General features: G+C 53.9%; 20 protein-coding genes. 4 read left to right on the forward strand and 16 right to left on the reverse strand.

Annotated elements, in window-relative coordinates; translation table 11 throughout:
• The first annotated feature begins 161 nt into the window (after positions 1-161).
• The gene (locus PV433_RS23550) at positions 162-1046 is read left to right on the forward strand and encodes a helix-turn-helix domain-containing protein (RefSeq protein WP_332074479.1); all 885 of its coding nucleotides are present in this window, start codon (positions 162-164) and stop codon (positions 1044-1046) included.
• A gap of 210 nt (positions 1047-1256) precedes the next feature.
• On the opposite strand, the gene PV433_RS23555 is transcribed toward PV433_RS23550, so the two are convergent.
• From PV433_RS23555 to PV433_RS23580, 6 genes are all read right to left on the reverse strand, one after another.
• Positions 1257-2579, reverse strand: coding sequence for an ABC transporter substrate-binding protein (locus PV433_RS23555; RefSeq protein ID WP_332074480.1), 1323 nt, complete (start codon positions 2577-2579; stop codon positions 1257-1259).
• A gap of 338 nt (positions 2580-2917) precedes the next feature.
• Positions 2918-3838: a DinB family protein gene (locus PV433_RS23560; RefSeq protein WP_332074481.1), complete on the reverse strand. Its 921-nt coding sequence runs from the start codon at positions 3836-3838 to the stop codon at positions 2918-2920.
• Positions 3839-3892: 54 nt separating this feature from the next.
• The gene (locus PV433_RS23565) at positions 3893-4450 is read right to left on the reverse strand and encodes a GNAT family N-acetyltransferase (protein ID WP_332074482.1); all 558 of its coding nucleotides are present in this window, start codon (positions 4448-4450) and stop codon (positions 3893-3895) included.
• Between the two features lie 558 nt (positions 4451-5008).
• Positions 5009-6535, reverse strand: a complete 1527-nt coding sequence (locus tag PV433_RS23570) for an extracellular solute-binding protein (protein WP_332074483.1) — start codon at positions 6533-6535, stop codon at positions 5009-5011.
• Positions 6536-6617: 82 nt separating this feature from the next.
• Positions 6618-7484 (reverse strand): carbohydrate ABC transporter permease, encoded by an 867-nt coding sequence (locus PV433_RS23575; RefSeq protein ID WP_332074484.1) that lies wholly within the window; start codon positions 7482-7484, stop codon positions 6618-6620.
• A 95-nt stretch (positions 7485-7579) separates the two neighbouring features.
• Positions 7580-8557, reverse strand: coding sequence for an ABC transporter permease (locus tag PV433_RS23580; RefSeq protein WP_332074485.1), 978 nt, complete (start codon positions 8555-8557; stop codon positions 7580-7582).
• A 198-nt stretch (positions 8558-8755) separates the two neighbouring features.
• Here PV433_RS23580 and PV433_RS23585 point away from each other — a divergent pair, with 198 nt between their 5' ends.
• Complete coding sequence (locus PV433_RS23585) at positions 8756-11065, forward strand: helix-turn-helix domain-containing protein (RefSeq protein ID WP_332074486.1); 2310 nt, start codon at positions 8756-8758, stop codon at positions 11063-11065.
• A 186-nt stretch (positions 11066-11251) separates the two neighbouring features.
• Here the strand turns inward: PV433_RS23585 and PV433_RS23590 are convergent, their stop codons facing one another.
• The 4 genes from PV433_RS23590 to PV433_RS23605 all read right to left on the reverse strand — a co-directional run bounded on the left by PV433_RS23590 (position 11252) and on the right by PV433_RS23605 (position 16889).
• Positions 11252-13069 carry a glycosyl hydrolase family 28-related protein gene (locus PV433_RS23590; RefSeq protein WP_332074487.1) on the reverse strand — a complete coding sequence of 606 codons (1818 nt, stop codon included), beginning with the start codon at positions 13067-13069 and terminating at the stop codon, positions 11252-11254.
• A 137-nt stretch (positions 13070-13206) separates the two neighbouring features.
• A complete protein-coding gene (locus PV433_RS23595; RefSeq protein ID WP_332074488.1) occupies positions 13207-14526 on the reverse strand; it encodes an ABC transporter substrate-binding protein in 1320 nt (439 codons plus the stop codon).
• Positions 14527-14598: 72 nt separating this feature from the next.
• Positions 14599-15765, reverse strand: coding sequence for an alpha/beta hydrolase family protein (locus PV433_RS23600; protein WP_332074489.1), 1167 nt, complete (start codon positions 15763-15765; stop codon positions 14599-14601).
• Positions 15766-15839: 74 nt separating this feature from the next.
• Positions 15840-16889, reverse strand: a complete 1050-nt coding sequence (locus PV433_RS23605) for a sialidase family protein (protein WP_332074490.1) — start codon at positions 16887-16889, stop codon at positions 15840-15842.
• 384 nt (positions 16890-17273) lie between these two features.
• Between PV433_RS23605 and PV433_RS23610 the strand changes: the two genes are divergently transcribed.
• Positions 17274-18284: a LacI family DNA-binding transcriptional regulator gene (locus PV433_RS23610; protein ID WP_332074491.1), complete on the forward strand. Its 1011-nt coding sequence runs from the start codon at positions 17274-17276 to the stop codon at positions 18282-18284.
• An 89-nt stretch (positions 18285-18373) separates the two neighbouring features.
• Here the strand turns inward: PV433_RS23610 and PV433_RS23615 are convergent, their stop codons facing one another.
• The 6 genes from PV433_RS23615 to PV433_RS23640 all read right to left on the reverse strand — a co-directional run bounded on the left by PV433_RS23615 (position 18374) and on the right by PV433_RS23640 (position 24977).
• On the reverse strand, positions 18374-19867 hold the full coding sequence (locus tag PV433_RS23615; RefSeq protein WP_332074492.1) for a DUF4179 domain-containing protein: 1494 nt from the start codon (positions 19865-19867) through the stop codon (positions 18374-18376).
• Entirely contained in the window at positions 19857-20219 is a 363-nt protein-coding gene (locus PV433_RS23620; RefSeq protein WP_332074774.1) for a sigma-70 family RNA polymerase sigma factor, read from the reverse strand. The genes PV433_RS23615 and PV433_RS23620 overlap by 11 nt, the downstream gene beginning before the upstream one ends.
• Entirely contained in the window at positions 20140-20382 is a 243-nt protein-coding gene (locus tag PV433_RS23625; protein ID WP_332074792.1) for a hypothetical protein, read from the reverse strand. The genes PV433_RS23620 and PV433_RS23625 overlap by 80 nt, the downstream gene beginning before the upstream one ends.
• 311 nt (positions 20383-20693) lie before the next feature.
• Positions 20694-22037, reverse strand: a complete 1344-nt coding sequence (locus tag PV433_RS23630; protein WP_332074493.1) for an ABC transporter substrate-binding protein — start codon at positions 22035-22037, stop codon at positions 20694-20696.
• Between the two features lie 601 nt (positions 22038-22638).
• A complete protein-coding gene (locus PV433_RS23635) occupies positions 22639-23550 on the reverse strand; it encodes a glycoside hydrolase family 43 protein (protein ID WP_332074494.1) in 912 nt (303 codons plus the stop codon).
• A gap of 413 nt (positions 23551-23963) precedes the next feature.
• A complete protein-coding gene (locus PV433_RS23640; RefSeq protein WP_332074495.1) occupies positions 23964-24977 on the reverse strand; it encodes an ArsR/SmtB family transcription factor in 1014 nt (337 codons plus the stop codon).
• 143 nt (positions 24978-25120) lie between these two features.
• On the opposite strand from PV433_RS23640, the gene PV433_RS23645 reads away from it, so the two are divergent.
• Entirely contained in the window at positions 25121-25528 is a 408-nt protein-coding gene (locus PV433_RS23645) for a hypothetical protein (protein ID WP_332074496.1), read from the forward strand.
• Positions 25529-25670 lie beyond the last annotated feature (142 nt).

Consider the following 25670-nt stretch of genomic DNA (forward strand, 5'->3'; position numbering starts at 1 on the left):
CTCTTCGAGTGAGGTTCCCTTCCTTCCATTGGATCCGACCTTCCTGTCCCCTCTTATGCATGGAGCACCGCCTTCCTTTTTTGGAACAACCGTATTCCCTCTTCTGGATCCTGGTGTATACTGGATTCAACTATGTACGAATCGAGAGGAGGTTCTTCTTTGTGTACAAGAAGAAAAAACTCTATTTACCACTGCGCATGACTTACAATGATTGCAGACCGTACCAGATGCAGTTCCACGTTCATAATGAATACGAAATTCTCTACTTCCATCAAGGAAAGGGAACCTACATAATCGGCAATCACATTCATATTCTGCAGCCCGGCGACCTTATTCTAATGAATGGCAAGACGCTCCATACTTCCAAAACAGGTCCTGAAGAATATTGTCGAACTGTAATTCACTTCGATCCGTCCTATTTGCGAGTAAAGCTGAACCAGTCTATTTTTGCGAGCACGTTCGATCCATTCGACAAATCAGGAGACCATATTATCCATTTGAAAAGCGAAGCTCGGGCAGAAGTGGAAATGCTGCTTAAAAAAATGGATCATTTATCCAGACAACAGGATGACAATTCGTACAATCGTCTTCTCCTATCGTTGCTCGATCTGTTATATTTCCTTAAACCGTTATGCCGCGCTTCGGATCAAGAGATGAGGAGGCTGGCAGAAAAAGAGTTTCATGTTCAGCGATTACTCTCCTATCTGGAACAAAATTATACGGAAGACCTGAATATGGATCATATCGAGAGTGAACTGTACTTAAATAAAACGTATTTATGTAGAATTTTTAAAGAAGTAACGGGCACGACCATTTTCTCATACTTGAATAAGTTTAGACTGAATAAGGCGAAGGTTTTGTTGATTATGGACGAACAGACAACCGTATCCGAAGTCTGTTTTGAAATCGGGTACAAGCATATCTCGCATTTTAGCAGGCTGTTCAAGCAAGAGTTCGGTTATACTCCAAATCAGTTTCGCGGACTGGTAAATAACGTTTCCCAAAGGATGGCTGACCCGGATCTCATAATAGCGACCGTCCAATGAGACACGGATGCCGCGGACGTCCGTCATTATGGAGAAGCATTTCGTTCAGCGCTCATCGCCTATTGCAAACCTAACGCGCGATCCAGTCAGCTGAATAGTTGTCTGATGTACTGAATTAATCTGCCTCGTCGGCGGATCAAATCAGTACATCAGCACCTTGCACATGAAAGCATCCGGAGAAACACCCTGCTGCAGCGATATAAAAATGAGTTATTTCTGCAGCTTCGTCTTCAGATCTTCGATCTTCTTATTGCCTTCCTCCTCCATATTGCGGAATGCCGTATTGATGTCGGTCTTCCCGGCCGCAAGATCGCGATAGTATTTTCCGTAAGTGGAAAATACGGCATCATCATAAATCGTCTTGGGCATAATCGGCGAGCTCTTTCCGTAATAAACCGACTTCAGGTTTTTGTCCGCATGCCGAGTCGCCTGCCCGAACGCATTCCGGATCGATTCTTTATTTACCACCGGCATATTGCCCAGTTTCGACAGCTCCATTTGATTTTCATCGGAAGTCAAAAATTTGATGACCTCCATCGCAGCCTCCTTATGTTTGCTAGTCGATGTAACGGAGAAATAGGTCGGGTAATTTTGCGGCCCCAGATCAGGCGCTTCCTTGAATCTCGGGAACGAGATCATATCCCAGTTCAGCGACGATACATCCTGTGTAAATACTAGCGAGGTAAGGAAACCATACATGGCCAGATTTTTCGTTTTTACAAATTCGTTGGTTTGGGGATATGCGTTCTTCATTACTACTTCTTCCCTGTATCCAGGCGCTTCCGCAGGGCGTACAAACACGTTGTTATAGATTGTTTTCCACTTCTCATCGTTCACGGCGATCTTGTTTGAAGCCGGGTCGACCATAGGCAAGGAGAACGGATTTAACCGAATAATGTGACCGTAGGAGACAGCAAGACCCATATACTGAACTTGGCCCTCATATCGAGTGAGCTTCTTGTTCAATTCCAGAGCTTCATCCCACATCATACCGTCCTTCGGATAAGTAACCCCGAATTTGTCGAATAAGTCTTTGTTGTAAAAAAACGATAATGTATTCGTCACGACCGGCAAACCGTAAAGCTTGCCTCCGGACATTTGTTTCATCGCATTGAGATCGTTTTCATCGAAACGATTCAAATCGACTTTGTTTTTTTTGATCAATTCCGTCATGTCATATTGCAAACCCGATTCCTGGATCCCCCCCACGAAGAAACCGACTGAATCCCAGTAAATGTCGATAGGCTGCCCGGCGGCAATCAAGTTTTGAAACGAGTTCGACTTGTTTTTTTGTAAATATGTGATCGTGAAGTTTGGAAATTTTTTACGGATGGAATTTCCATATCGTTCATCGAAGCTTTCCACCGAATCCTGGCTATTCGAAAAGAACACCAATTCCAACTTTTCTTTCGTGATGTCGGACGAAACGGACGCACCTGTATCATCCCACTTAGCCTCCCCGCACCCGGCCAACAAGATGGCAATTGCGGTTGCCGAAGAAATCGCCTTCCAACGTTTTTGTCTTTGCAACATGATCTCCTCCTCTGATTACCTTGCTCGAAGTCCCTTTTTTCATTTTGTAATTCAGGGTTACTCATCGTTGCCTGCAGTCGACAAATTCATACTCTAACTGGCAGCGCTTACAATAGCATATCATCCTTTTCGTATTTTCTTTTACATGCTATTATCCAAATGCCGCTTTACTTTTAACTGTCATTCTTATTTGCATGAATCGTAAGCCTGAACACTTGGTATGCTTACCAAGCATCATCTATGGAATTGCTGAAATACATGGAATCGCTAGCTCATGAATTCGAGCAACAAAGCGCAAAATAGCCCCCGTCTGGCCAGCAGACGGGGACTCGAATAAACTACCGGCCAAACAGCTCTCGTATTTCCAGGATGCGGCGTATATGCGTATTGGCATGACCGGCCATCGACTTCATCAGTCGGATCGCTGACTCGTGCCTTCCCCCGCCGACCCGCACACTCCGTTCCATGATCCCGGGAATGTGACGATAGAGCAGCAGCACATGCTCTCGCAGCAGACGGAACAGCGCCATCTCGACGACGACCGGCCTGTCTGCATATCGCATCGCTTCAGCCCACTCGTCCTGGGTGAATCGGTTGCCCGTATAGACACGGTCCGGCTCCGTGCTGCCCGCGATATATTTGAGTTTATGTACGGAAGCCAGCTCCAGGTCGACGAGATGCAGCACCTGCTGCCGGATGCTCCACTTGCCCGCCGCCAAAGCCCAGTCCAGGGCGGACTCGTCCAACCCGGCCAAGGCCGCCTCCAGCCGCTCCGGCCCTGACGCATACGCAGCGGCAATATCGCCGGGCGCCGCCTCCAGCTCCTTCCAGAACGCCAACCGGTACCCTTCCGGCGTCGTCACCGTCAGCGTCCGCCAGCAGAATGGCTCCGTTTCGTCCCTCACGGGCGCTCCCGCAGCTTCCGCCCGGCACTTGACCGCGTCCAGCATGTCGGCACCGTCCGGCACCAGAACGTACACACGATCGCCGGGGGCTGGCCGATTCGGGGCCGGGCCAGAGTTTGCCGCTGCCGTCGTACCGAGCGTTTCGACTTTATCGCCCTTCGCTCCGTCCGGCCGCTGCAGCAGCAGCGCTAGCTCACCGCCAGGCATCCGCAGCAGCTCGCCCCCACCTTCTTCCCGGTTCGTCCCCGCCCTCTCCCATCCGAGCACTTCCTCATAAAACCGCCCGGCTTCCGCCGGATCGTCGACGTCCAAGACGACCTTCACATTGCGGGACTGTCCGCTATTCCCTCTCACGCAGCTCATTCCTCCCTGGTTCGCTCTCCCGGCGGCGGGCTGCAGGTTATACAGCTAAACCGGTTTTACCATACGAATGAACGGCTTGCCGCTTACTTGAAGACGGCCGTCTTCGGTATAGCCGCTTTTCCGGTACAACGCATAAGCCCGCTCGTTATCCTGCTCGACGATCAAAGATACCCGCGGGTATCCGTCTTTCGCCGCTTTGTCCTCGAAGGCGCGGATGAGCGACTTTCCGATCCCCATCCCTTGAAACGACTCGTCCACGGACAGCGAATCCAAATAATATTCATTCGGCTGCGCTTCCTTCGTTATCGTGTAACCGGTCCTGCCCGACTCGCGGACGATCCGGTCGATCAGCGGCTGGTCCAGCTCTTCGGCCCGGGTACCGTCGTAGGCGACCAGTATGCCCGCCACCTTTCCGTCCCGTTCCTCTACAATCACATTTTCATAGCTGATCCGGTTGCCCGGCTGCTTATAAAACTCGGTCAATATCTGCATCGCCTCGGCATCGTCCGGCGTTCCCGCGAGCGTATTCGCAATCGTCCCGATCGCGTTGTGCAGCAGCGGCATCACTTGCGCTGCGTCTTCCACTGTAGCTTGTCTGATCATGGTGCCATCCTCCTTTAATCCTAGCACCATTGTACCTCAACCGCAGACGAGTCTCCACTTGGGTGCAGGGTTGAAGCAGGTTGGAGCAGGTTGGAGCAAGTACTGAGAGAATTTGAGTAAATAAAAGCTATTTGCACATCTTATTTTTGCACTTTCCTCTTCGCCAGACAGATTAAGAGCTTCTACTAGCTCTTATTTTCTCGAAAATCGCCCTTCACTCAAGCGAATCTACTGCACAGGCAACTCTACTGCTCAAACAACTCTGGAGACCAACCGCCCCTTCCACTCAAGCAAATCAGACAACTCTACTCTATAACAACATCCCCCAAGCACAGGCAACTCAACAGCTCCAGCAGCTCCGGAGCCAACCAACTCTACTCCTCCAGCGGCTTCGCGCCACAGGCGCTTTGCTTCAATAGCCGTTACAACGGCTTGCGCGGCTAAGCTTAGCTCACACACAGCATGCAGCATGCGGCACAAGGCCAATAACCCGCCCCCTACGGGGACGGGCCAGGCCGTGCTTTACTCACACTTTACGCTCTTGCGCCTACTCCCGGATCACTTTGCCTTCAACACCCGGTCGTACGCATCCTTATACACCCTGATTACCTGGTCGAGACCGAGCTTTTTCGCCTCGCCGACGTAGGCGTCCCATTGGTCCATTCCTTTGTCTCCGAGAATAAACTTCGTGATGTTCTCCTCCCGGTGCTTCAGCACCGATTGGCCGATCGTCGTCAGCACGTCGTTCTCCTTCTCGGAGAACGGCGGCTTCGGCTGCAGCTTCGAATCGTACTTGCCGATGGCCGCGTAAGCGTCGGTTGTTTCTTTGGAAGTCAGCGTTAGCAAGGCGCTATAGTCGATCCACGTGTACGTCCCGTAGTTGAGCAGCCCCGGCTTCTCACGCAGGTCGGACATCGTCTTGAACGCGTCGAGGTATTTTTTCTTGCCGTTTGCCTCCTCGTACGTTACGCCCTTGATCCCCCAGCTGGACAGCTCGCGTCCCGCCTCCGAGTAGAAGAAATCCATATACTTCATTGCTTCCTTGATCTTCTTCGAGGTGGAGGCGACCGTCATGCCCGCATCAACCGTATTGATGTTGATATTGTGCCGGTTCGCCCCGGCAAAACCCGCGGGAGGCGGCATGAACAGCATCGAGAACTGCGGATTGTCTTTACGCAGCGGCACATTGTAATAGTCCATCACCATATAGTCCAGGAAGACGAACGACTTGTTGTTGGCGATAAAATCGTCGAACTGCTTGCCTTTGACGGTCAGCCAGTCAGGCGGCATCAGCCCTTCCTTGTACAGCCGGTTCAGGAATACGACGAGCTTCTTATAGTTGTCCTCGACCGGTCCGTACCTCCACTCCTTCTTGTCGAAATCGTAATAGATGTCGTTGTACGTATTAAACTGCGGAGCCATCCGGGAAATCGTGCCGAACGCCCCCCGTGTCACGAACGGATAGCTGTCCGGGTAAAGCTGCTTCAGCTTTTTCAGCGTCTCGTACAACTCGTCGTAGCTGTTCGGAAGGATCAGATTGTGCTTTTTGAAAATATCGTCGCGGTACATCCAGCTGATCCGCTCGCCCTGCCCGAAGCCTTCGTTCGGGAACATGAACATTTTCCCTTCCGAGGACGTATACCGCTCCTTCAGCTCCGGGTACTTCGCCAACCAGCTTTTGAAATTCGGCATGCTGTCGACATAATCCATGATGTTCGCCAAAGCTCCCTGCTGTCCGTACTTGTTAGCGGTTACAAAACTGCTCATAAACATCAGGTCCGGCATATTGCCCGTCGCGATCGTCAAGTTGACCGCCTCGTTGTAGTTGTCGCCCGGAGGCACCGTGCCGGTAATCTCGACGTTCGTCTTCTCTTCGATCGCCTTCCAGATCGGCTTATCTTTGGCATACGTCCAGTTCGACTGGGCCCCGACCAGCATCGTCAGCGACGTCTTCGCCGCCGGCTTGCTCGTGCCGCCGCCTTCGCCCGCAGCCTCTCCCGTCTGCGCGCCTCCCGCGCCGCCTCCATCTCCCCCACATGCGGCCAGTAGCCCTGCAAGCATCGTCGTCACCGTAAAAGCTGCCATCCCCTTTTTCATCCTAAGCGGCGCCGCCGCCGTCCGCCAACTTCCGGGCGATCAGCGCCTATCCTCCCCTCGGTTACCTCGATTATCCTTTCAGAGAACCTACCGTGACGCCTTTGACGAAATATTTTTGCAGAAACGGGTACGTAAGCAGAATCGGCAGCGTGCCGACCAAAATTGTCGCGTATTTCAGCGATTCCTCGACGATCTGCTGATCTTTGCCTAGCGTAAACGATCCGTCCAGATTCGTCTGTCCCGCCAGCACGATATTGCGCAAAATGACTTGCAGCGGCACCAGATCCGGATTGCGCAAATAGATCAGCGCCGTGTAGAAGTTGTTCCAGATGCCGACCGCATAAAACAGGCCGATCGTGGCGAGCACCGCCTTGGACAGCGGAAGCGCAATGCGGACGAACAAGCCGACGTCGTTCAGCCCGTCGATTTTGCCCGCTTCCTCCAGCTCCTGCGGCAGACCGGCGAAAAAGGTCCGCATCATGATCAGATACCACGCGCTGATCGCGCCCGGAACGATCATCGCCCAGAACGTATCGACCAGACCAACCGCCTTCACGACGAGAAACGTCGGAATCATCCCGCCGCCGAAAAACATCGTGACGACGATCAGCACCGTGATCGGTCCGTGAAACAGCATCTTCTTTTTGGATAACGCATAAGCCGCCATCGAGGTCAGTGAAAGCGATACGGTCGTTCCGACAACGGTATACAGCACGGTGTTGAGGTAGCCGTTCCATATGCGCGGGTCGGTCAGGACGATCCGGTACATGTCTGTATTGAACCCTTTCGGCCATAGATAGACGCTTCCTTTCATGACCGATACTTGATCGCTGAACGAGACGGCGATCATATACACGAACGGATATACGGTGACGATCATCACGAGCAGCATCAGCAGCACGTTGACGGCGTCAAATACGGTTAACTTTCTTCTCATGCCGCCTGATCTCCTTTTTTTGGCCTGGGGTGGATCGCATCGTTGGATCGGATGTTGGGTTCATACTCACATCTTAACGGATCGAACCAACGCTCCTACCAAAGGCTGTTCTCTCCTAATTTGCGGCTTGCGTAGTTGGCGCTCACCAGAAAGACGAGATTGACCACGCCGGTAAATACGTCGATCGCCGCCGCGTAGCTGTAGTTGCCCTGCACGAGCCCGACCCGGTACACGTACGTGCTGATAATATCCGCCGTCTCGTACGTGGCCGGATTGTACAGCAGGAACACTTTCTCGAATCCGACCCCGAGAATATGCCCGATCTCCAAAATAAGCAGGATCGCCACCGTCTGCATCATGCCGGGCAGCGAGATGTGCGCCATTTTGGCGAAACGCCCGGCTCCGTCCATCTCCGCCGCTTCGTACAGATGCGGATCGATCGAGGTCAGCGCCGCCAAATAAATGATCGACGCCCAGCCGACGCCTTGCCAGATGCCGGAAGCCGTGAATATCGTCCGGAACCAGTCGGGGGACATCAGCCAATTGACCGGCTCGAACCCGATCAGCTCGATCAGCCGGTTGACAAGCCCTCCGGACGGCGACAGAAAGACGACGATCATACTCGCGACAATGACGTTGGAGATAAAATGCGGCAAATAGCTGACCGATTGGACAAATCGTTTGAATACCGCGTTTTTCAGCTCGTTCAGCAGCAGCGCCAGCAGAATCGGCGCCGGGAAACCGAAAACGATCCGGTACAGCCCAAGCAAAAACGTATTGCGTAGCAGCTTGAAAAAGTCCGGATTGCTGAAAAACATTTCGTAATAATGAAAGCCGACCCACTCGCTTTGCCAAATCCCTTTAAATAAGTTGTACTTCTGGAACGAAATCGCGATGCCGAACATGGGAACATAATGAAAGATGATAAAGTAAACGATACACGGCAGCACGAGCAGCAGCAAAAACCGGCTTTCCCTAAACCGCCTGCGCAATGTCACGCGACTGGCCGGAGCAGCCGATGCCGATGCCGGCGTACCGTGCGGCAAATTGCCCGTCATCCGGTTCGCGTTCACGCCCCTTCCTCCTTTGCGTATGGATTGCTCCTTGCCTAGTGGTTGTACTCGTTGCTACAATGAGCTTATCTCGACGTTACAGCGTCGGAGCCATATTTGCCTATCCGCAATGCGTCATTATGTAAGCGCTATTATCGAATCTGACGAAATGTAGATAAGCGGACCGATTGTAGATGAAGGATCGGAGGGGACGATCGAATGAACAAGGTACGGCGAATATTTGCGGAACACCGGAAGTCTCTGTTCGTTCAGCTGCTCGGCGGCTTTCTGCTTGTCATCGTGCTGCTGCTTTCCTTCAACGTGCTGTCGTTCACTTTTTTTCAGACCAATATTCAAAAGCAGATTATCGACCACAATACGCTGAATATGAAAAATACGGTCAACGGGTACGAGAAACAGCTGCAACTCGTCGAAAGCGCGATGCTCCGCTTTTACTTCAACGACCGGTTCAACTCGAGCCTGAACGGGGGAGATCAGCCGAATTATTACGCCGCCGCGGAGATGAAGACGGAGATGAACGCCCTGCTCGCGAATCCGATGCTGAATCTGGAGAACATGTTCCTGCTGTTTCGCGACCACTCCTTCGTGATCGAGAAGGAGAGCACGACGAACACGGTCAATATGTTCACGAAGTTTTACGTAAGCGAGCCTTACGGCCCGGTGTTCTGGCAGAGACAGTTTTCCGAGGAGTATACGTTCCGCGTCTTCCCCGCCGCCGGCTTCCGGGAGTACAAATACAACAAGTCCGAGAGCTTCAAGGGCGAGCTGATGCCCGTCGTGATGAAAAACAAGTTCAACAGCGAATATCTCGTAGCCGCCCTGTTGGACGCGCGCAGCTTGTTCCGGTCGCTTCACTACAACGGGGAAGATTCGTTTTATATACTCGACAGCCAGGGCGGCCTGCTGTTTCGGTCCGCAGCCGAAGGCGCCCCTGAGGCCGGCGGGACGGGATTAGCTGCTTCGCTGCCGGACGGTCTCGCCTTTCCGGACCCCGAAGGATATATAACCCGGGACGACTACTATTATTTTTACAAAAAAGGGACGGATTCCGGCCTGACCTACGTGAATGTCATCCCGAACGTGCGCATCGCTTCCCAGGTGCAGCGGCTGAATCTGATGCTGCTGGCGATTATGGCGGCCGCCGTCGTGCTCAGCGTGCTGATCTCCATCCTGCTCAGCATGAAGTTTTACAATCCGATTCAAGGGATGATCCGTCTGCTGCAGACAGCCGGTCAGCCGAGCAAGCTCACAAGCAGCATACGCGAGTTCGACTGGCTCGGGCGCAGCATCGCGGATATCGTGCATGCGAACGTACGGTTCCGGCAAGATCTCACCAAGAAAAACAAGCTGCTGAAAAGTTACGGGTATATGAGCAAAATTAAAAACATCCGCAGCTGGACCGATCTGCGCGACCTGATCGAAACCGACAAGCCTTATTACTTCCTCGTATTCCAGCTTTCGTTCACGGAGCGGTTCGAACGGCTGTCCGGGGACGATCAGGAGAAGACGGCGTATTGCCTGAAAGAATATGTAAACCTGCAGCTCGGCGAACGGTTTCCGGATTCGGTGACGCTGCAGATGGAAAAGGAGCAGGTTATCTCCCTGCTGTTCGCCCGGGAGGAGCCTCAGACGGTCATGGATACGCTGCTGCTGCTGAAGCAGGTGCTCGACCGCGACAACGAATATTGCATCGTCACGATCGCGTTCCGGCCGGCCGTATACAGCCCGGAGGAGCTGACCGGCGCGTATGAGGAAGCGCAATCGTTGATCGCCTCCCGGCCGCTGGGCCGCGACACCCGGATCGTAACGGAGGCGGCGCTCGGCGAGCCGGCAAGCCTGCTGACCTTTGCCAAGGAGCAGGAGTACTCCGCACAGCTGCTGGCCGGACGCGAAGACAAACCCGCCGAGCTGCTGCTCGAGGTGTTGGACCAGCTGGATACATCGGGCGCCAGCGCCAGACGGTACGGCGAATTCGGCAAAGAAGCGGTGGCGGCGACCTTCAAGGCGCTGCTGGAGCATCAATACGATATTAGCGGCCTGTTCGGGGGGCAATCGCCCTTCCTCCATCTGAAGTCGTGCTGGAGCCGGGAGGAGTACGAAACGTTCGTGCGGAGATTGACGTCAGAGGCGGCGGCTCTCGTGCAGGGGCGCAAGGCGGAACGCGACCCGATCCGCGACTTCGTGCTGGACTATGTAGCCAGCCATTACGGGGAGGATCTGTCGCTGGAGCTGGTGGCGGATAAGCTGAACTTGTCCCGCGGCTACTTGTCCACCTACTTCCACGAGAAAACGGGCCAGACGTTCAGCGATTATGTAAACGGGCTGCGCATGCAGCGAGCCAAGGAGATGCTAAGCGAAACCGACACGCTCATCCAGGATATCGCCGGCCGGGTCGGCTACCAGAACGTCAACTCGTTTATCCGGATGTTCAAGCGGATATGCGGGCTTACGCCTGGCGAGTTCCGCCGTCTCGCTCTGCAGGAAGGGGGCGGCGGAGGGAGACGGTGAGCGCGCTCCGTGCTGCTGGCCGAGCGGCTGAACGAATTTCCCCTCAAAAAAACGGACCTCAGCCTCCGCGTTACTTCGTGGAGTTTGAGGTCCTTTCGCTCGAATATGAGGACGTCCCCCTGTCAGGCGGACCCTTATGGCTCAGCCTTTGATCGTTCTGGCATACAGCGGATGCCCTCTGTCCGCTTACAACGCTACGATCGCGACGCGGTATATTTTACTGAAAGAAAGATTCGTCAAATCGATGTCGAACAGCTGCAGCGACTCCGGATTCGTCACAGTCAGCTCGATCTCCTTGGTCGTCAAAGCGCTTACATTCGTAAACGCATAATCGTTGAATAGAATTCCTCCCGCCTGATCCTTGACGGTCGCATACGCCCTGCCGTTCCCTCCGTCGGTGGCGGAGTTGCCTTCCGCCGTAATCTGAAGCTGGAAGGAGCCGGACAGCTTGCTGTTCGGGACATACAGCCGGAAACGGAAGTTTTTGTTCTCCCCGCTCGCCAGATGCCACGACTTATAGCCCGTATTTTCCACGAAAGGCAGCGGCTTATCCGCAAGCGTCCCGGTAATGTTCATATGCGGGAACACGTTGTCGAATGCCAGCACGTTTAACTCCGGCTGTGCGCCGTATAAGACATACGGCTGGCGCCGGACCGGGAACAGCTCCTCGTAGTGCAACTGCGTGTGCCACGGATAACGGCGGTCCCACTTCGTCGTCACGATCTCCAGCCAATTGCCGAGCACGCCGTTGAATGGAGTCGGAGCGTTGCCCTGAACTATGTTGCCGCTGGCCCGGCCGATCGTCTCTCCATCGAACAGCATCTTGATCGCGGGACGCTGCTTGCTTACGGCGAGAGAGACGTTGAGGTGATTCAGATGAATTTTGCACGAGTCGGGGTTGTAGCAATAATACATCTCGGGTGCCGCCAGCACGCCGCCCCGCTCCAGATGCTCGCTGTAATTGTGCCGCAGCTCCGCCCCGTAAGAGCGCCACAAGGTCACTCCGCCGATCCGCGTCGCATCGAGCAGGTCGTTTTGCTCGTAGACGTTGTCCGCTCCCATGCCGAAGGAGGAATTGTACCATGGCACCCTCTCGTCATGAATATGTCTGGCGTTCCGGTAAAACCGGTTCCGCTCCGCCTTGGACAACGTGCAGCCGATATTCTCGAAGGCGATGCCGCACCGCTCGAAGAGGCAGCTCTTCACCTCCGCCCCGTACACCATGACCAGATGCAGCCCGACTCCGAGCGCCTCCAATTCGTCCCTGGCCGGGACAATGGCGGATTGCGCAGCGGGATCTAGCGCCGCATCGTACGTCCCCAGAAATTTGACATCGGTGATCTGAACGGACCGCGACGGATTCGTCGTATTCGTATAATCGGCTCCCACGCTCCATCTGTTCGTAATCCCGTACTTGGCATTCAGCGTAAATCCGCTCACCCGGAAATATTCCTGTCTCGTCGTGGGCGTAAACAAATTGATCCCAAACTTCGTTGAATGGGTCATGTTGATGACGACGCTGTGTAAGCCGGCTCCCTGTATAATCGCCCCTTGCGCAAACTGCACCGTATCGCTGATCAAATACGTGCCTGGCGGGATCGTCAAAATCCCGCCTTTCACCAGGCTGCCCGCCGCCGCTTGAAACGCCGCTGTGTCATCCGTCACGCCGTCTCCGGCCGCTCCGAAGTCTTTGACGCTGACGGATTCACGCAATTTGACGCCTACAGTCCGGGCCGGCTGGCCGCTCGCATACCGGTACGCCACAGTATCCGCATCCGTCTCTTCGCTCCCGTAGACGGCCGCCGTAACGCTGGAGCTTCCGTTCATCTGATGGAGCACCCCTCCCGAGACGATCGCCGCACCGGCCGCGCCGAGTGTCGTCAGCAGCGTTCTTCTGCTGAGGGTTTTGGCTGCTGCGGCATGGACATGCTCAGGCTGGCCCGCCGTTTCTTCCCCCTGAGTTACCGAATCGTTTTCTTCAACGGTTGAGCGGATGTTGTTCATACAGGATCTCCTCCAAGTAATGAAATGTTTACTTGTATGTCGACACCGGCCGGATCAAAAACACGCCGTCTCCGATCAGCCAGCCTGCTTCATCCGGACCGGTACTCCTCGCAACTCCCTGTTCCGGCTAACCTGTGTTATTTCTTTTTCTGGGCGTCAATCGCTTTATTGATGTTTTCTTCCGCTTCCCTAAGTGCCGTATTGACGTCTTTCCCGTTAAAGGCGAATTCCTTGAATTTGCGCACCATCTCCGTGATGGCGACGGCGTCGTACTTGGTAACCGAATTCGACATCGGAGCGGGAGTGCTCGAGACGAACGAGGCGAAGCTCCGTCCTTTGGAATGAGGCATCTCCGAGCCGAAAGTCTTCTGGATGTCGGCATTTTTCAGGACGGAAGGCTCTCCGATCTTCGACCGCTGCGTCTGCACTTCGCTTGACATCAAATGCGCGATGACCTGGAGCGCTTCGTCCTTGTGCTGGCTTTTGCTCGAAACGAACAAGCCTACGACGGCCGGTTGTATTCCGGTTTTGGCCCCGGTGGAATACGTCGGCATCGTTACCAGATCCCAGTTCAGACCCGCTTGCGACGCTTCGATCAACGGACTGAAAATGTTGGATACGACGAACATCGCAACCGTCTGATCTTTCAGGAACGGGTTAAATACGTTCGGCAGCGCCCCCGGGTTGTTGCCCTCGATGTCGTAAAACTTCTTGAGCGATGTAAAAAACGTTTTCCATCCGTCCGTCTGCACAATCGCTTTATCCGTCTTATTGTCGATGAACGGAAGCGACATCTGATTGTTGTTGAACAAGGACTCCATATGAAAATCCAGCCCCCGGTACTTCACTTCGGCTTCGGTTCGCGTCATTTTGCGGGCCAGCTCGTAGATCTCGTCCCAGGTCATGCCGTCCTTCGGATACGGAACGCCGAATTTATCGAACAGCGATTTGTTATAAAACAGCGCAGCATTGTTTTGGGTTACCGGCAAGCCGTACACCGCACTGTCGTTCGGGTCCTTCTTCAAGCTGTTCATAAAGGCGGGCTCAACCTGATTCAGATCAATTTTGTGTTTTTGGATCAAAGGCGTCAAATCTTCGAGAAGGCCCAGCTCGCTATACTCAAACGTTGCTTTTACTCCCTGTCCCTGAATAATGTCCGGTACGTTGTTCGCCATTACTCGTTCAGCCAGGCTGTTTCCTTTTTCATTTTTCATATTCACAAGCGTTATATGCGGGTACTTCTTCTTGATCGGCTCCACCCACAAATTTCCCCATAAATAGTCGGAGTAGTTGCTCGGATTAAATACGGTTATCGTAACCGGTTTGGGGCTCTCGGCTTGCTTCGGCTCCTGTTCCTCCGCCTGCTGCTTTGCGCCGCAGCCCGCGAGCAGCGCGATCGATGTTAGGAGAGAGGTGGCCGCTATTGCTGTCCGTTTCCCCATTTTTGCTTGTATCATGGAGATCTTCCCCTTTTCGATATTGTTTATAGCGCCAGTAAGCGCTTACTTCCAGGCCGTTATATGACTTTGTTATGAAATCAACCTGACTTCCACTACGGTACTTGCTTGATAACCGTTATGATCACAAACGTTAATGAAATAGGCGCTGGCTTGCTGCGGAAGTTCGGCGATAACGATCCGGTTCGCGTGATCGAGCTCGCACTCGGCGGTCTGCCATTTGCAGGCATGCCAGTCTCCTTCATAGTTCGTATAGTACAACAGCGCTTTCGATGCTTCCGCACCTTGATAGGAAACGTTAACGGTACTTTCATCCACAGCGGTTGTTTCTCCCAAGCGAATCAGAGGCTCCCCTCCGCGTACGATAGAGTCTGCAAACGCATAGATCTCAGCGGACTTCCAGCCGGACGGATGCGAATGGCCGAGGTCGTGAACCATCAATAAGCCGGATTGCTCGATACCGTTTTTGGCATGAACATAAGACTTTCCGAAGATGCGGACATCAAAATACGGATCGTACAGCCAGTTCACCCACAGCATCGGGATTTTCACCTCGGAGAAGTAGGCCGACGGTTCGGTTTGCCGGATCACTGCTGCGAAGGTCGCCTCCTCCATCTCTGCGAATCGGCGGCCCCACAGATTGTTGAGTTCATATAGAAAACCGCAGCCGTATACGGGGATGGCGAACGCAAGCCGTTTATCAATTCCGGCCACCAGCGAGGTGACGATTCCGCCCCACGATATGCCGGTTATCCCGATCCGCTCCGGGTCCACCTGCGGAATGTCGCGCAGCATCGAATGGGACAATATCACATCGGCAACCGCGTGGTACATCCATTGATCTTCAACCGGCAAGTCGCAATCCAAGTAAATTCCTTCGCGCTCCGGGCCCGGCAGCGAATGGCTGTACCACTTATGGAGTCCGGGGACCCCGTCTGGGACGTGTCCTTCCAGATCTATGGCGATGGCGGCATAACCGCGCTTCGTCCATAGGGCGACCCACTCTTCATAAGCGGTGCCGCCTCCTCCATGGACGAGTACGACAGCCGGGATTTTCGTTTTGCCGTCCGTCTCCGGCAATCCGTAACAGGCAAATACTCGAGTAGCCTTCCCCTTGTAGGGCAGTCCCTCATAAAGGATCGAATAAATGCCTTCCGGGCTATTCCTCCCGGACGGATATACCCGGGGGGAAAGATATAATTGTTCCAGCTTCCATGGGATGGAGCGTTCGTTATCCAAAAACCTCACCTTCCTTATCCCTTCATTGTTGCTGGCAAAGCGCTTACCTTCCGATAGTGGAAACCTCAGGGAATTCAGCTTGTTACAGCCAGCCTCCAGAACGCAATTCTCTTTCTTTTCCACGTATAGGTCACATACACCTCGTCACCCGCTGCAACGATCGCCGGGTACGAATATTCGCCCGGGGCATCTTCCAGGACGAACGTTTCTCCCCAGGTCGAGCCGTTGTCTCGGGACAAGCTGATGACGATCGGCGTCCGTTTCCCCCAGTTCTGCCCGACCGGATTGTAGACGACAGCCAGCACGCCGCTGTCCAGCCGGACCAGATCGAGGCCGCTGTTGTTGTTTGGCAGATCGGTCGCATAAGCGTCCGCCCACGTCTTCCCGTTATCCTCGGAGTCGCTGCGGCACGTCAGGCCGATCGTGCTGCGCAGCAGCATATGGACTTGGCCCGGTTCGGACTCCCACACTGTCGGCTGGATGACGCCAATCCCTTGAAATGACGCGGCCGGCACAGGCGGAACGGGAGTATCGGCTTCAGCAGCCGTAACCGTGGGGACCACATCGCTTCCGGCAGCGGCTTGTGCTTGAGGCAGCGTAATTTTGTTGCCGGTCGTCCACGTTATCCCGTTATCGTACGACAAATCGGCGAACGCTTCCCACGTATCCAGCTCGATCGAAGCCGGAGCCACCCAGGTGCCGTCCTGCAGGATGATCGGCTTGTTCTTAACGGGGCCTCTTCCGCCGGAATCTCCGGCGACCAGAATGGCGGTATCACTCCAGGTGTAACCGTCGTCTGCGGATACCCGATACATCGTTCTCCAGCTTCGGATTTCCTTCCCCACTTTGTAGAACAGCCACACTTTGCCCTCGCCGTCCCGGAACAGCACCGGATTCCAATGCGGCTCGGACGCTTCGTCCGCAATCTTGACCGGCTCCCTCCAGCCGTCTTCGTCCCGCCGCGACAGCCAAATCGCCACATCGTCAGCTCCTTCGCGGGTTCCCCCGAACCAAGCGGCCAAAATGTGGCCGTTCGGCAGAACGATCAAGGTCGACGCGTGACAGCTTTCGAACGGTACTTCATCTTCAAACAAGTGCTCCTGCAATCTTACTTCAAAACCCAAAACGGATCCCCCCCACAATGCTTGCATTTTGCTAAAACGTTTTGCTAAATCGTTTTAATGATTTTATTAAATCATATCTATTTCCGCTTATCAACCATTTTTTTGTGAGTTCGGTATCCTTTTCTCAATGGTTACTGGCAGAAAAATTACATTGAGGTAAATTTTCTAAGGGGTTGTGGCGCGCTTTTCTACGCATCCGGATTATCCGCTTCCGGGAGTAGCCCCCTTCTTGCGGGCAAACCTCTTTCAACCGTCGGGGAACCGTCGGGGCTTTAATACAGGTTGACTTCGGGCTGTTCTCATGCGCTATACTAGGAGCAGCACAGGATGAGGCACGGCGTTCGCCGGTCTAAAGCCTGATCCAGAGAGCAGTGAGGTGTACGGATGGCCAGCATTAAAGAAATTGCCGCATACGCGAAAGTATCGCCAGGTACCGCATCCTTAGTCTTAAACGGGAAAGGGGAGCAATACCGGATCTCCCCGTCTACCCAGGAGCGGGTATTCGAGGCGGCCCGCCAGCTCGATTACCGGCCCAACATATCGGCGAAGCGGCTGCGCAGCAGCGGGGAGACCGTCGCCCCGATCATCGCCTTGTTCTGGACGATGGACCCGCGTTCACAGCTGATCGGCCGCTACTTGAAAGGAATCCAGAACGCGATCCACCAGTTGGACCGCGAATACGAAATATTGATTCAGCCCTATGTCGGCTCGCAGCTTTACGACCAGAAAAGCCTCATCACAGGAACGAGGTTCAATGGGGCCATTATCGCACTTCCAACCGAGGACGATGAACAGTACTTGGAGCAGGCCGACATCCAGCTTCCGCTCGTCCTGTATCAGCGCGGCTCCGGCAAATATTGCTCCGTCAACGTAGATAACTACTTGAGCGGCCAGAAGGTGGCGAATCTGTTCGCGAGGCGCGGTCACCGGAAGGTCGGACTGCTCGTCCCCGACATTTCCTCCACCGCGATCCGGCTTCGGATGAGCGGCTTCGTCGACACGTGCCGCGAGCACGGGCTCGAGCTCAAGGACGAATACGTCCGCTACGGCAGCTTCTCCGAGCTCGGCGGCTACGAGACCGCCACGGCTGTCTTCAGCGGAGAGGACCGGCCGACGGCCGTCTTCTGCATCAGCGATCAGATGGCGGTCGGCGCCTTGTACGCGCTGCATGAGCTGAAGCTGGCCGTACCGGAGCAGGTGGAGATTGTCGGGCATGACGACGATGCGGTCTCCGGCTTCAGCATTCCGCCTCTGTCCACCATCCATCTGCCGGTTGAAGAGATGGCTCAAGCTTGCGTTAACCTGATGGTCGATCTGATGTCGCACAAAATAACGGGCCCCGTCACCCAAATGTTCGAGTCGACCTTAATTACGCGCAAATCTTGCGAAGGGTGAATGAACGAGGCTGTACAACCAAGAAGCCGCTGATCCTTAAGGACCGGCAGCTTTTTGGTTTATTTCCGATCCGTCATACACCGGCAGCGCTATTTCCGCAGAACCGGGCCGGGCACCGTCCAATCCACATTGCTGTACAGCCTGTCCACGACCGAGCGCTTCAAGATAAGCTTGTCCGGTATCGTTTGCAGCTGAGCCATTCGGAATTGGAGCCGGCCGTCGGATAACGTAATCTGACTATCTTTCCAACCTAATCCGGTCCCGCTCCAAGTACCGATATTTGTAATGGAGTACTCCTTGCCCTCTGCATCGAGCACTATATATTCATTAAAACTGTTCTCGTTGCGAAGAAGGCCGTCTACATGCAAAACGCCTTCGGCTACATTTCCGTTCGTGTCGGGAGGCGACTCGACCGTAAATTTCCTCAAGACGATTTCATCCCCGAGCGATTGGAACATAACCGGTTGATCTAACAGCTTAGCCGGCTCGAATTCGACAGAGGTTCCATCCTTCTCCGCAATCGAATAGCCGTCTAAGACGAACCAATATGGCTGATCGGACGGCAAATATTTAAAGGTGAAACTCCAGTGCATCAGACCCGGCCTATTCCCCGGAATTTTCGAATGACTCATTAAACTGTACATACGAGGGAATTTCCTCGTATTGACGCTATGGATTTCGTTCCCGCCGGCATCCTCAAAATGGAATTTCAACATTTGTTTTTGCCACATCTCACCCGGAGAACGGGACAACGCTTCCTCACTTAACTCCGTCTCCAGCTCCAGCCGGACGCCCTGAACCATTTGAGTCAATCGTTTCAAGCGGATCGTCATGCCGTCCGGCGATGTATAGCTTCCTTCAAACGGCGTCTCCTTCGTTTGCTTCTTCGCTTCCTTCATGTCGACCGAAAATCGGAAGCTCCAATCCCCATGGGTGACCGGTATATTCTGAATTTCGTTTCCAAGCGACGTAATCTGGCCCTCCAGGGTAATCGAATCCGTCTGCAGCGGTTCGGGGAAAAAAGCAACCATGTAGTAGAAATCGTTAGTTTGTCCCATATCATACAATTTCCCGACAATACTGCCCGTTTCATCCTTTATCGTCACCTTGTTTTTATCCTTTCGAAAAACCAGTCGATTGCGGTCATGCTGCCCGTCCGGCCCGAACAGCTGCAGCGCCATCACAACTCGCGTCGGATCGGCCACGACCTCGTCGACCTTGACCGTATAGCCCTTGTCCTTCACCTTGATATTCGGGCGATGCACAAGTCCGAACTCTTGAGCGCGCAGCAATCCGATATCGACATTGTCGCGGGCAAACAAGGATCGTATCCGTTCGGCCAGCGAAGGTACAGCAAATACGGATACGATGCCGACAACGATCAGAAGCGCCGCCGCCCCGATCGCAAGCCTCCACGCCTTGCGGCTTGTTCGGGAAAGAACCGCTTCGGACCGTGCCGTCTCCCTTCCCGAAGCAGGCAGAGATGACAGCGTCAGGTCGATTCGCTGCCTGACAACGTCCGGTAGCTGATCCGTGTCCCCCCCCATCCGTGACTTCAGCTCCTGATCCAGCTTATCCTTCATAGCCGACCTTCCTTTCCACGGCGGGAATGCAAAGCCACTCCGCCAAAGTCAATCGGGCGCGATGCAGCCGGGATTTAACGGTACCTTCCGTCGTCTCCAGCAGCTCGGCGATTTGTCTCAGGGGCAAATCCTCGAAATAGTATAAAGTGACGACCATTCGAAGTGTGTCCTCCAGACGGTCGACCGCCTCTTTCACATCTACCATGTCATACTCGCTCGAGCTTGCGGATAAAGCCGGATCGGGCTCGGAGAGCACCATTCTTTTTTGCCTTCTAAGGATCTGATTGCATTCGTTGATTAAGATGCGCAGCAGCCACGACTTGAAATATGCAGGTTCCCGAACCGTCCGCACAGACTGGTAAGCCTTCAGGATCGTCTCTTGAATCGCAATCCTCATCCCGCTTCACAATCGCCCGGGCTACTCGATACATGTTCATCTCCAGCCGCTGGATCAAGCGGATAAAAGCTTCCCGGTCGCCCTCCCGGGCAAGGATTACATCGTCTTCCAGCTCCACATTACGAAGCCTCCTTTCGTACTCCTCCATTGTAACTAAGCATTAGATGGAGCAGCGGGCCGTTCGGTTCGTTTTTTTCGGTTTTTTTCTGACGATGAAGAGGACTACAACGCCTTGAAGAGAGAAATCAGGGAGCAAGGCTTGTATACGATCACAAGAAGCTATACAGATTGTAACAGAAAGACAGACGTAACATGGCGGCACACGAGGCGGGAACCGGGGCGGATACACTATAGCGGTACACAGCGAAAAGGGCCGACGCTAGGTTCGGCCCTTTCTTTTTTTTGGATACGGATGGAAGTCCGGCTCAGCTATTTTTTCATCGCTTTCGCTTCCTCGATCTTTTTGTTTACTTCTTCGTCAGCATCCCTCAGAGCCGTATTGACGTCCTTCTCCCCAACGATAACGGAACGCATCGCATTCGCCGCTGCGGACTGGCCGAAGTTGTTATATTCCCCTACGTATGCCGGTGGAGAGGCAGGCTTCTTCGCTTTGATCGCAGCAATATTTTTCCCTTGCCACTGGGCGACGCTTTTGCCGAAGGCCGCTTTGACCTGATCATTTTTAAGCGGACTGATCTGTGCGAAATCCGACGACAGCTTGGTTTGGACTTCGTCGCTCAACAAATGGGCGATGACATTAAAAGCGTCGTCCCGATTCTCACTCAACGAGGACACGGAAATATAGACGGGATACGGCTGCGAACCGGTGCCCGGCGCGCCTTTTAATTCCGGCAGGGAGACGGCGTCCCAGTTGATCCCTTCATCCGGCTTTGGCGCATCGGAATTGTACATCACGAACATGGCCGACGACTTTTCTTTGAAGAAGGCGTTTTTGATCGCAGTGCCGGTGATCATTTCCTTGGTCACATCATAACCGGCCATTTTATACAGCGGGACCATCGTTTCGATATATTGTTTCCATGCATCCGTATGGAGTGAAGCCTTTTCCCCTTTGGCGTCTACGAATCCGAGCGACAGCTGGTTGCCGATAACGAGATGGGAAGGATCTGTCACAAAACCTCTGTATTGAACGCCGCCTTCGTTTCTGGTCAGCCGGGTCGCTACGCCCACCAAGCTTTCCCACGTCATTTTGTCCGTCGGATACGGAACGCCGAACTTATCGAAAATATCTTTGTTGTAATAGAGCAGCAGTCCTAGGTCGTACAAGGGCAAACCGCTCAGCTTGCCGCCGTCCAGATTGCGGATCATTTCCAAGTATGCGGGCTCGATCTTGTTCAGATCGAACTTGTTTTTCTGCACCAGATCGGACATGTCGGCAACCAGCTCAAACGGTTTAAATTGATTCCGATACGTGGCGAAAGACCCGATCATGAGATCGATCTTGCGTTTCTCGGTCACGATATTTTGAGCGATGTTGCCGGTACTCTCAATAACTTCGAACGAATAGTGCGGATATTTGGCTTGAATCGACTTGCCATACCGTTCCATAAACCAATCCATGTTCACGCCGCCCGGTATCAGCACCTGCAGCTTCACCGGCTTTGCGCTTTCCGCCGGTGTTGGAGCTGGAGCCGTCGTACCGCCGTTTTCTTCGGCCGCCTTTCCCCCGCAAGCCGCAAGCGTCGCCGCCATCATCCCAACTAGCGCTAATGCCGTTCCGGTCTGTCGTGCTTTCCCCCATGTTTGTTTCAAGTGATAGCTCCCCTTTAGCATTCAATTATATAAAGCGGATGGAATACGCCTTATATCTAACTCCGTAAAATAGCGCTTTCACCAACGAGTAATTAAAGGATAATGGAGAAATGAAGTATTGTCAACAATATTATAATGTTACAATGATTTCGCAACGTCCACACACAGGAGCCAAGTGTTAGCAGGCCGTTCCAAGTGAAAAATTACCTTCTTCTGCTCAAACAGGTTGTCCGGAATCCCTTGATACTCCACTCCGCACTACTCATTCCATTTCGAACCGAGCGCGGCCGGCAAAGTGACGTTGTGGCCATCGAATTATCCCCAGTTGCATGGGGTTCATTAGGTTATGCAGCGCAATCCTGGCACAACCTGCTGACCGGCTCGCACTTCCACGGCAGCTGTGTCATGGGGCTCCAGCCTTAGAATCGCTCCACCGTTGCCCGTTTGCAACGAGCTACTTCGCTCTTGCCTCGGCCGGACTCGCACCGGCTGGTAGCGGCTGACTTGGCCGGGCCTGCAACGAACAACAACAAAAAAGCCGGTACGCCGCAGCGTCCGACTGTTCCTATCCTCGACTCTTCAGCTGATGCCTGCCAAGCGCTCAACCGCCGATCGTCAGCTTCCCTCCCGTCTCCTTAACAGGGACGAAGGCCGGACGTTCGTCCGGGTGTTTGTTCGGAGCGTGGATCGCCAGCAGCAACTGTCCCCCGAACGTGCGAAACAACATGCCATGTCCACCCTCCGCCGGTATCCCCGAACGAAGCGATCCGTCCTCCCCCGCCGGCCCGAACATGGGGTTCGGCTCATGCACCCAAGGGCCGGCCAACCGCCCGGTTACGGAGCGGGCCTCCCCCACATTGTAGCCCCGCTTATCGAAACTGGACCAGATCATCCGCAGCTCGCCAGCTTCGTTTCGAAACAGAAACGGCCCGTCCGTCACCCGGTTGCCCGCCTTGCCGCTCGCGCTCCAGCCGGACTCCGATGCGCGGAACATCAGCTGCGGCTCCCCGATGCTGGCATCGAGCCGGTGTGTCAGCCGTTGGCAGCAAATCTCCCCATCGACAACCTGAAGCCATTCGTGGCAAAATACGATCCATGGGTCGCCCGCTTCGTCCACATGAAGCGTCCCGTCCAGACACTCCCAATCGGGCGGCGTTACCGGCTCCGGGCTGTGGACGACGAACGGACCCGCCGGCTGATCGGCAACGAGAATTTGCGTGCCTCTGCATCTCCCCTCCGCCTTAAAGCTGGCGAACATGTAATACCGGCCGTTCCACTCGTGTACCTCTGGCGCCCAATAATCCCGGTCCGACCAAAAACCGGCAGCCGGGCGGAAAGCCGGCGCGGGTCCTTCCCAATGAACGAGGTCTTCGCTCCGGTACACGTCGAATCCTTCGGGCTTCCCTTTCCAGGCCGTCTTCCCCGTTGTTCCGTACATGTAGTAGCTCCGCGACCGTTCATCCGCCAAAACAAACGGGTCCCGCAAATGAATGTGCTTCAATTCGAGCTTCATCGTCCGTATCCTCTCCCCATCCGTCTTTCCTGTCCGATTCCAAACTGATTGAGGCTTCCGATGAAGTAGATCCGTGGTGTGCCCCGCTTGCTTGACGATCGGAATGCCCTTCATTCATTACATATATATTGTAATAAAATAAAAATAGCATCATAAACGCCATCAATCAAGAGTTTTATTTCATCAAACATGTATCAAACCATCATCTCCGACAATCAAACATTACAATACTTCATCCGCACCAACTCTTTCCGCCCCACTCCTTCCCAGCAACAGCCTCCCCTAAGACCAGCCAACTCCTTAAACTCTATATGCACCAAAAAGACGCCTCCGAACGAATCCCGTCCGATTGGCGCCTCCGTGCCTGTCTCCTGTCCTTCTACCCATCCGTTTCCCAGCTTCCCGCCAACGCGCTACTCGTACATTACACGCATGATAATATCCTGCTCGTAATCCCCGAACCGTCTGCCGAACAAGTTGATGCCACCGATGTTGACGGCATCCGGCTTAATGCCGATCCGCAGCTTGACCGGCGCCGGCGCACGCGCCCGGATATTCAGCTCCTGCAAAGTGACGCCGGACAGCAGCACGTCATCCAAATAAGTTCCGCTGCCAGTGACCTTCCATGTTTTCAGCAGCCCGTACTGCGTCACCGCATCGGTCACCCAATCCGGGTTCAGCTTGCCTCTGCGGTCTCCGAAATCGCCGGGGCATGTCCAGGTGCCGATCTCGGTATCGTTGATCCAGAGTGTAATGTCCGAAGGCCAGTCATGGTCGTAGGTCGGCGCTTCCGAGCATAGCTCCATCGCAAACTGAATGGATTGAATCGACGCTTGGCGCGGAAACGCCGCAGGAAATTTGTATTCCACGTAGCCTTGCCGAAACCAGATCAGCTGCGCGGATACCCGGTCAGGCATATAAAAGACGGACGGATCTTCCTTCGGCTCCACGATTCCCGACTCGAGCGCCATCCCGCAGGTGGAGGCGACTTCGCAGTCCGAATAATGGCCGATCGGCATTTCGACGGTATAGCAGTTTTTCGGATTATGGTTGCCAAGCGTCGTATGCAGTTTCATCCGGACCAGATCGAAATTGCGGGAGCATACTTTCATCGTTCCCCGCCTGGCCGGCAGCGTTTCCGTCACGATCAGCCCGGTTTTCTCCAGCACTTTCACGTTAAGAGCGACGGTGGATACCGGCAAGCTTAGCTGCTCGGCTATATCGATAATGTTCATTTTGCGATGATTGAGCAGCTTGATGATCTCAAGACGGACGTCGGAGGCCAGCGCATGCGCGACCTGCTTCAACAATTCCGGCTCGTCGAGCGACAAATCCAACATAGGAATTCCCTCCGCCAGTATAGGGCTTGTTAGCTTCCTGAACAGCTCCAGACTTCCGGACAGCAAGTCTGCAGTTCTTCCCTCCATTATAGCCTCCGAGGACAAATTTTTAAGAAAAACATTCTGTTAAAAGGCGCGCGGACGGTCCCTTGATGTGCAAACCCATACGTTTGTGCGTGGAAGAGTCGGGTACCTTCGCTACAGCTGCTCATTGTCTTAGAGGAGGAGTTATGGATAGATACAACACGACTTCTAAGGCGGCCGAGTGTAATTTTGGCGTGTTTCTTGCCAAATTCACACTCAAACTTTCCGCTTCAATACCCCTTCCCTTTGATCTCTTACAAGCTGTCTTCTACCTCAAACTGGACCCCTTTTCCCACTTTAGCACAGTGGAGTTCAAGCCGCTGCGCTGGCCAAAAAGCTGCGCGTGCACAGGATTGAAATTTTCCCACACCCGGTGTAACTCCCAACGTGCGGCACTCGGCGTTGCTGCGCGCCGCGAGCATTTTTACCCCAATTATAAGAAGGCCAGTAATAAGAAGATTAAGAAATATAGAAGTAATACGAACATCGATAATAAACTTAGACAGGAAGCGACCGCTATTTTTCTTACAGGCAAGCCGTTGCCGCTCAAATAAGAGCGATACGACATCGAAGACTTCCACTGAAGGGTGGTTGTAAAGGACAATCGCATTTGGCGATGAAACCCGGTTAACCTCTCAAAGTCGGTGCCTTGGCAGTCGACTGATACGCCCCATCCCATCAGGCCTTTCGCTCGGC

Origin of the sequence: Paenibacillus sp. GYB004 (assembly GCF_036577605.1) — a bacterium.
Lineage (GTDB): Bacteria > Bacillota > Bacilli > Paenibacillales > NBRC-103111 > Paenibacillus_AB > Paenibacillus_AB oceani.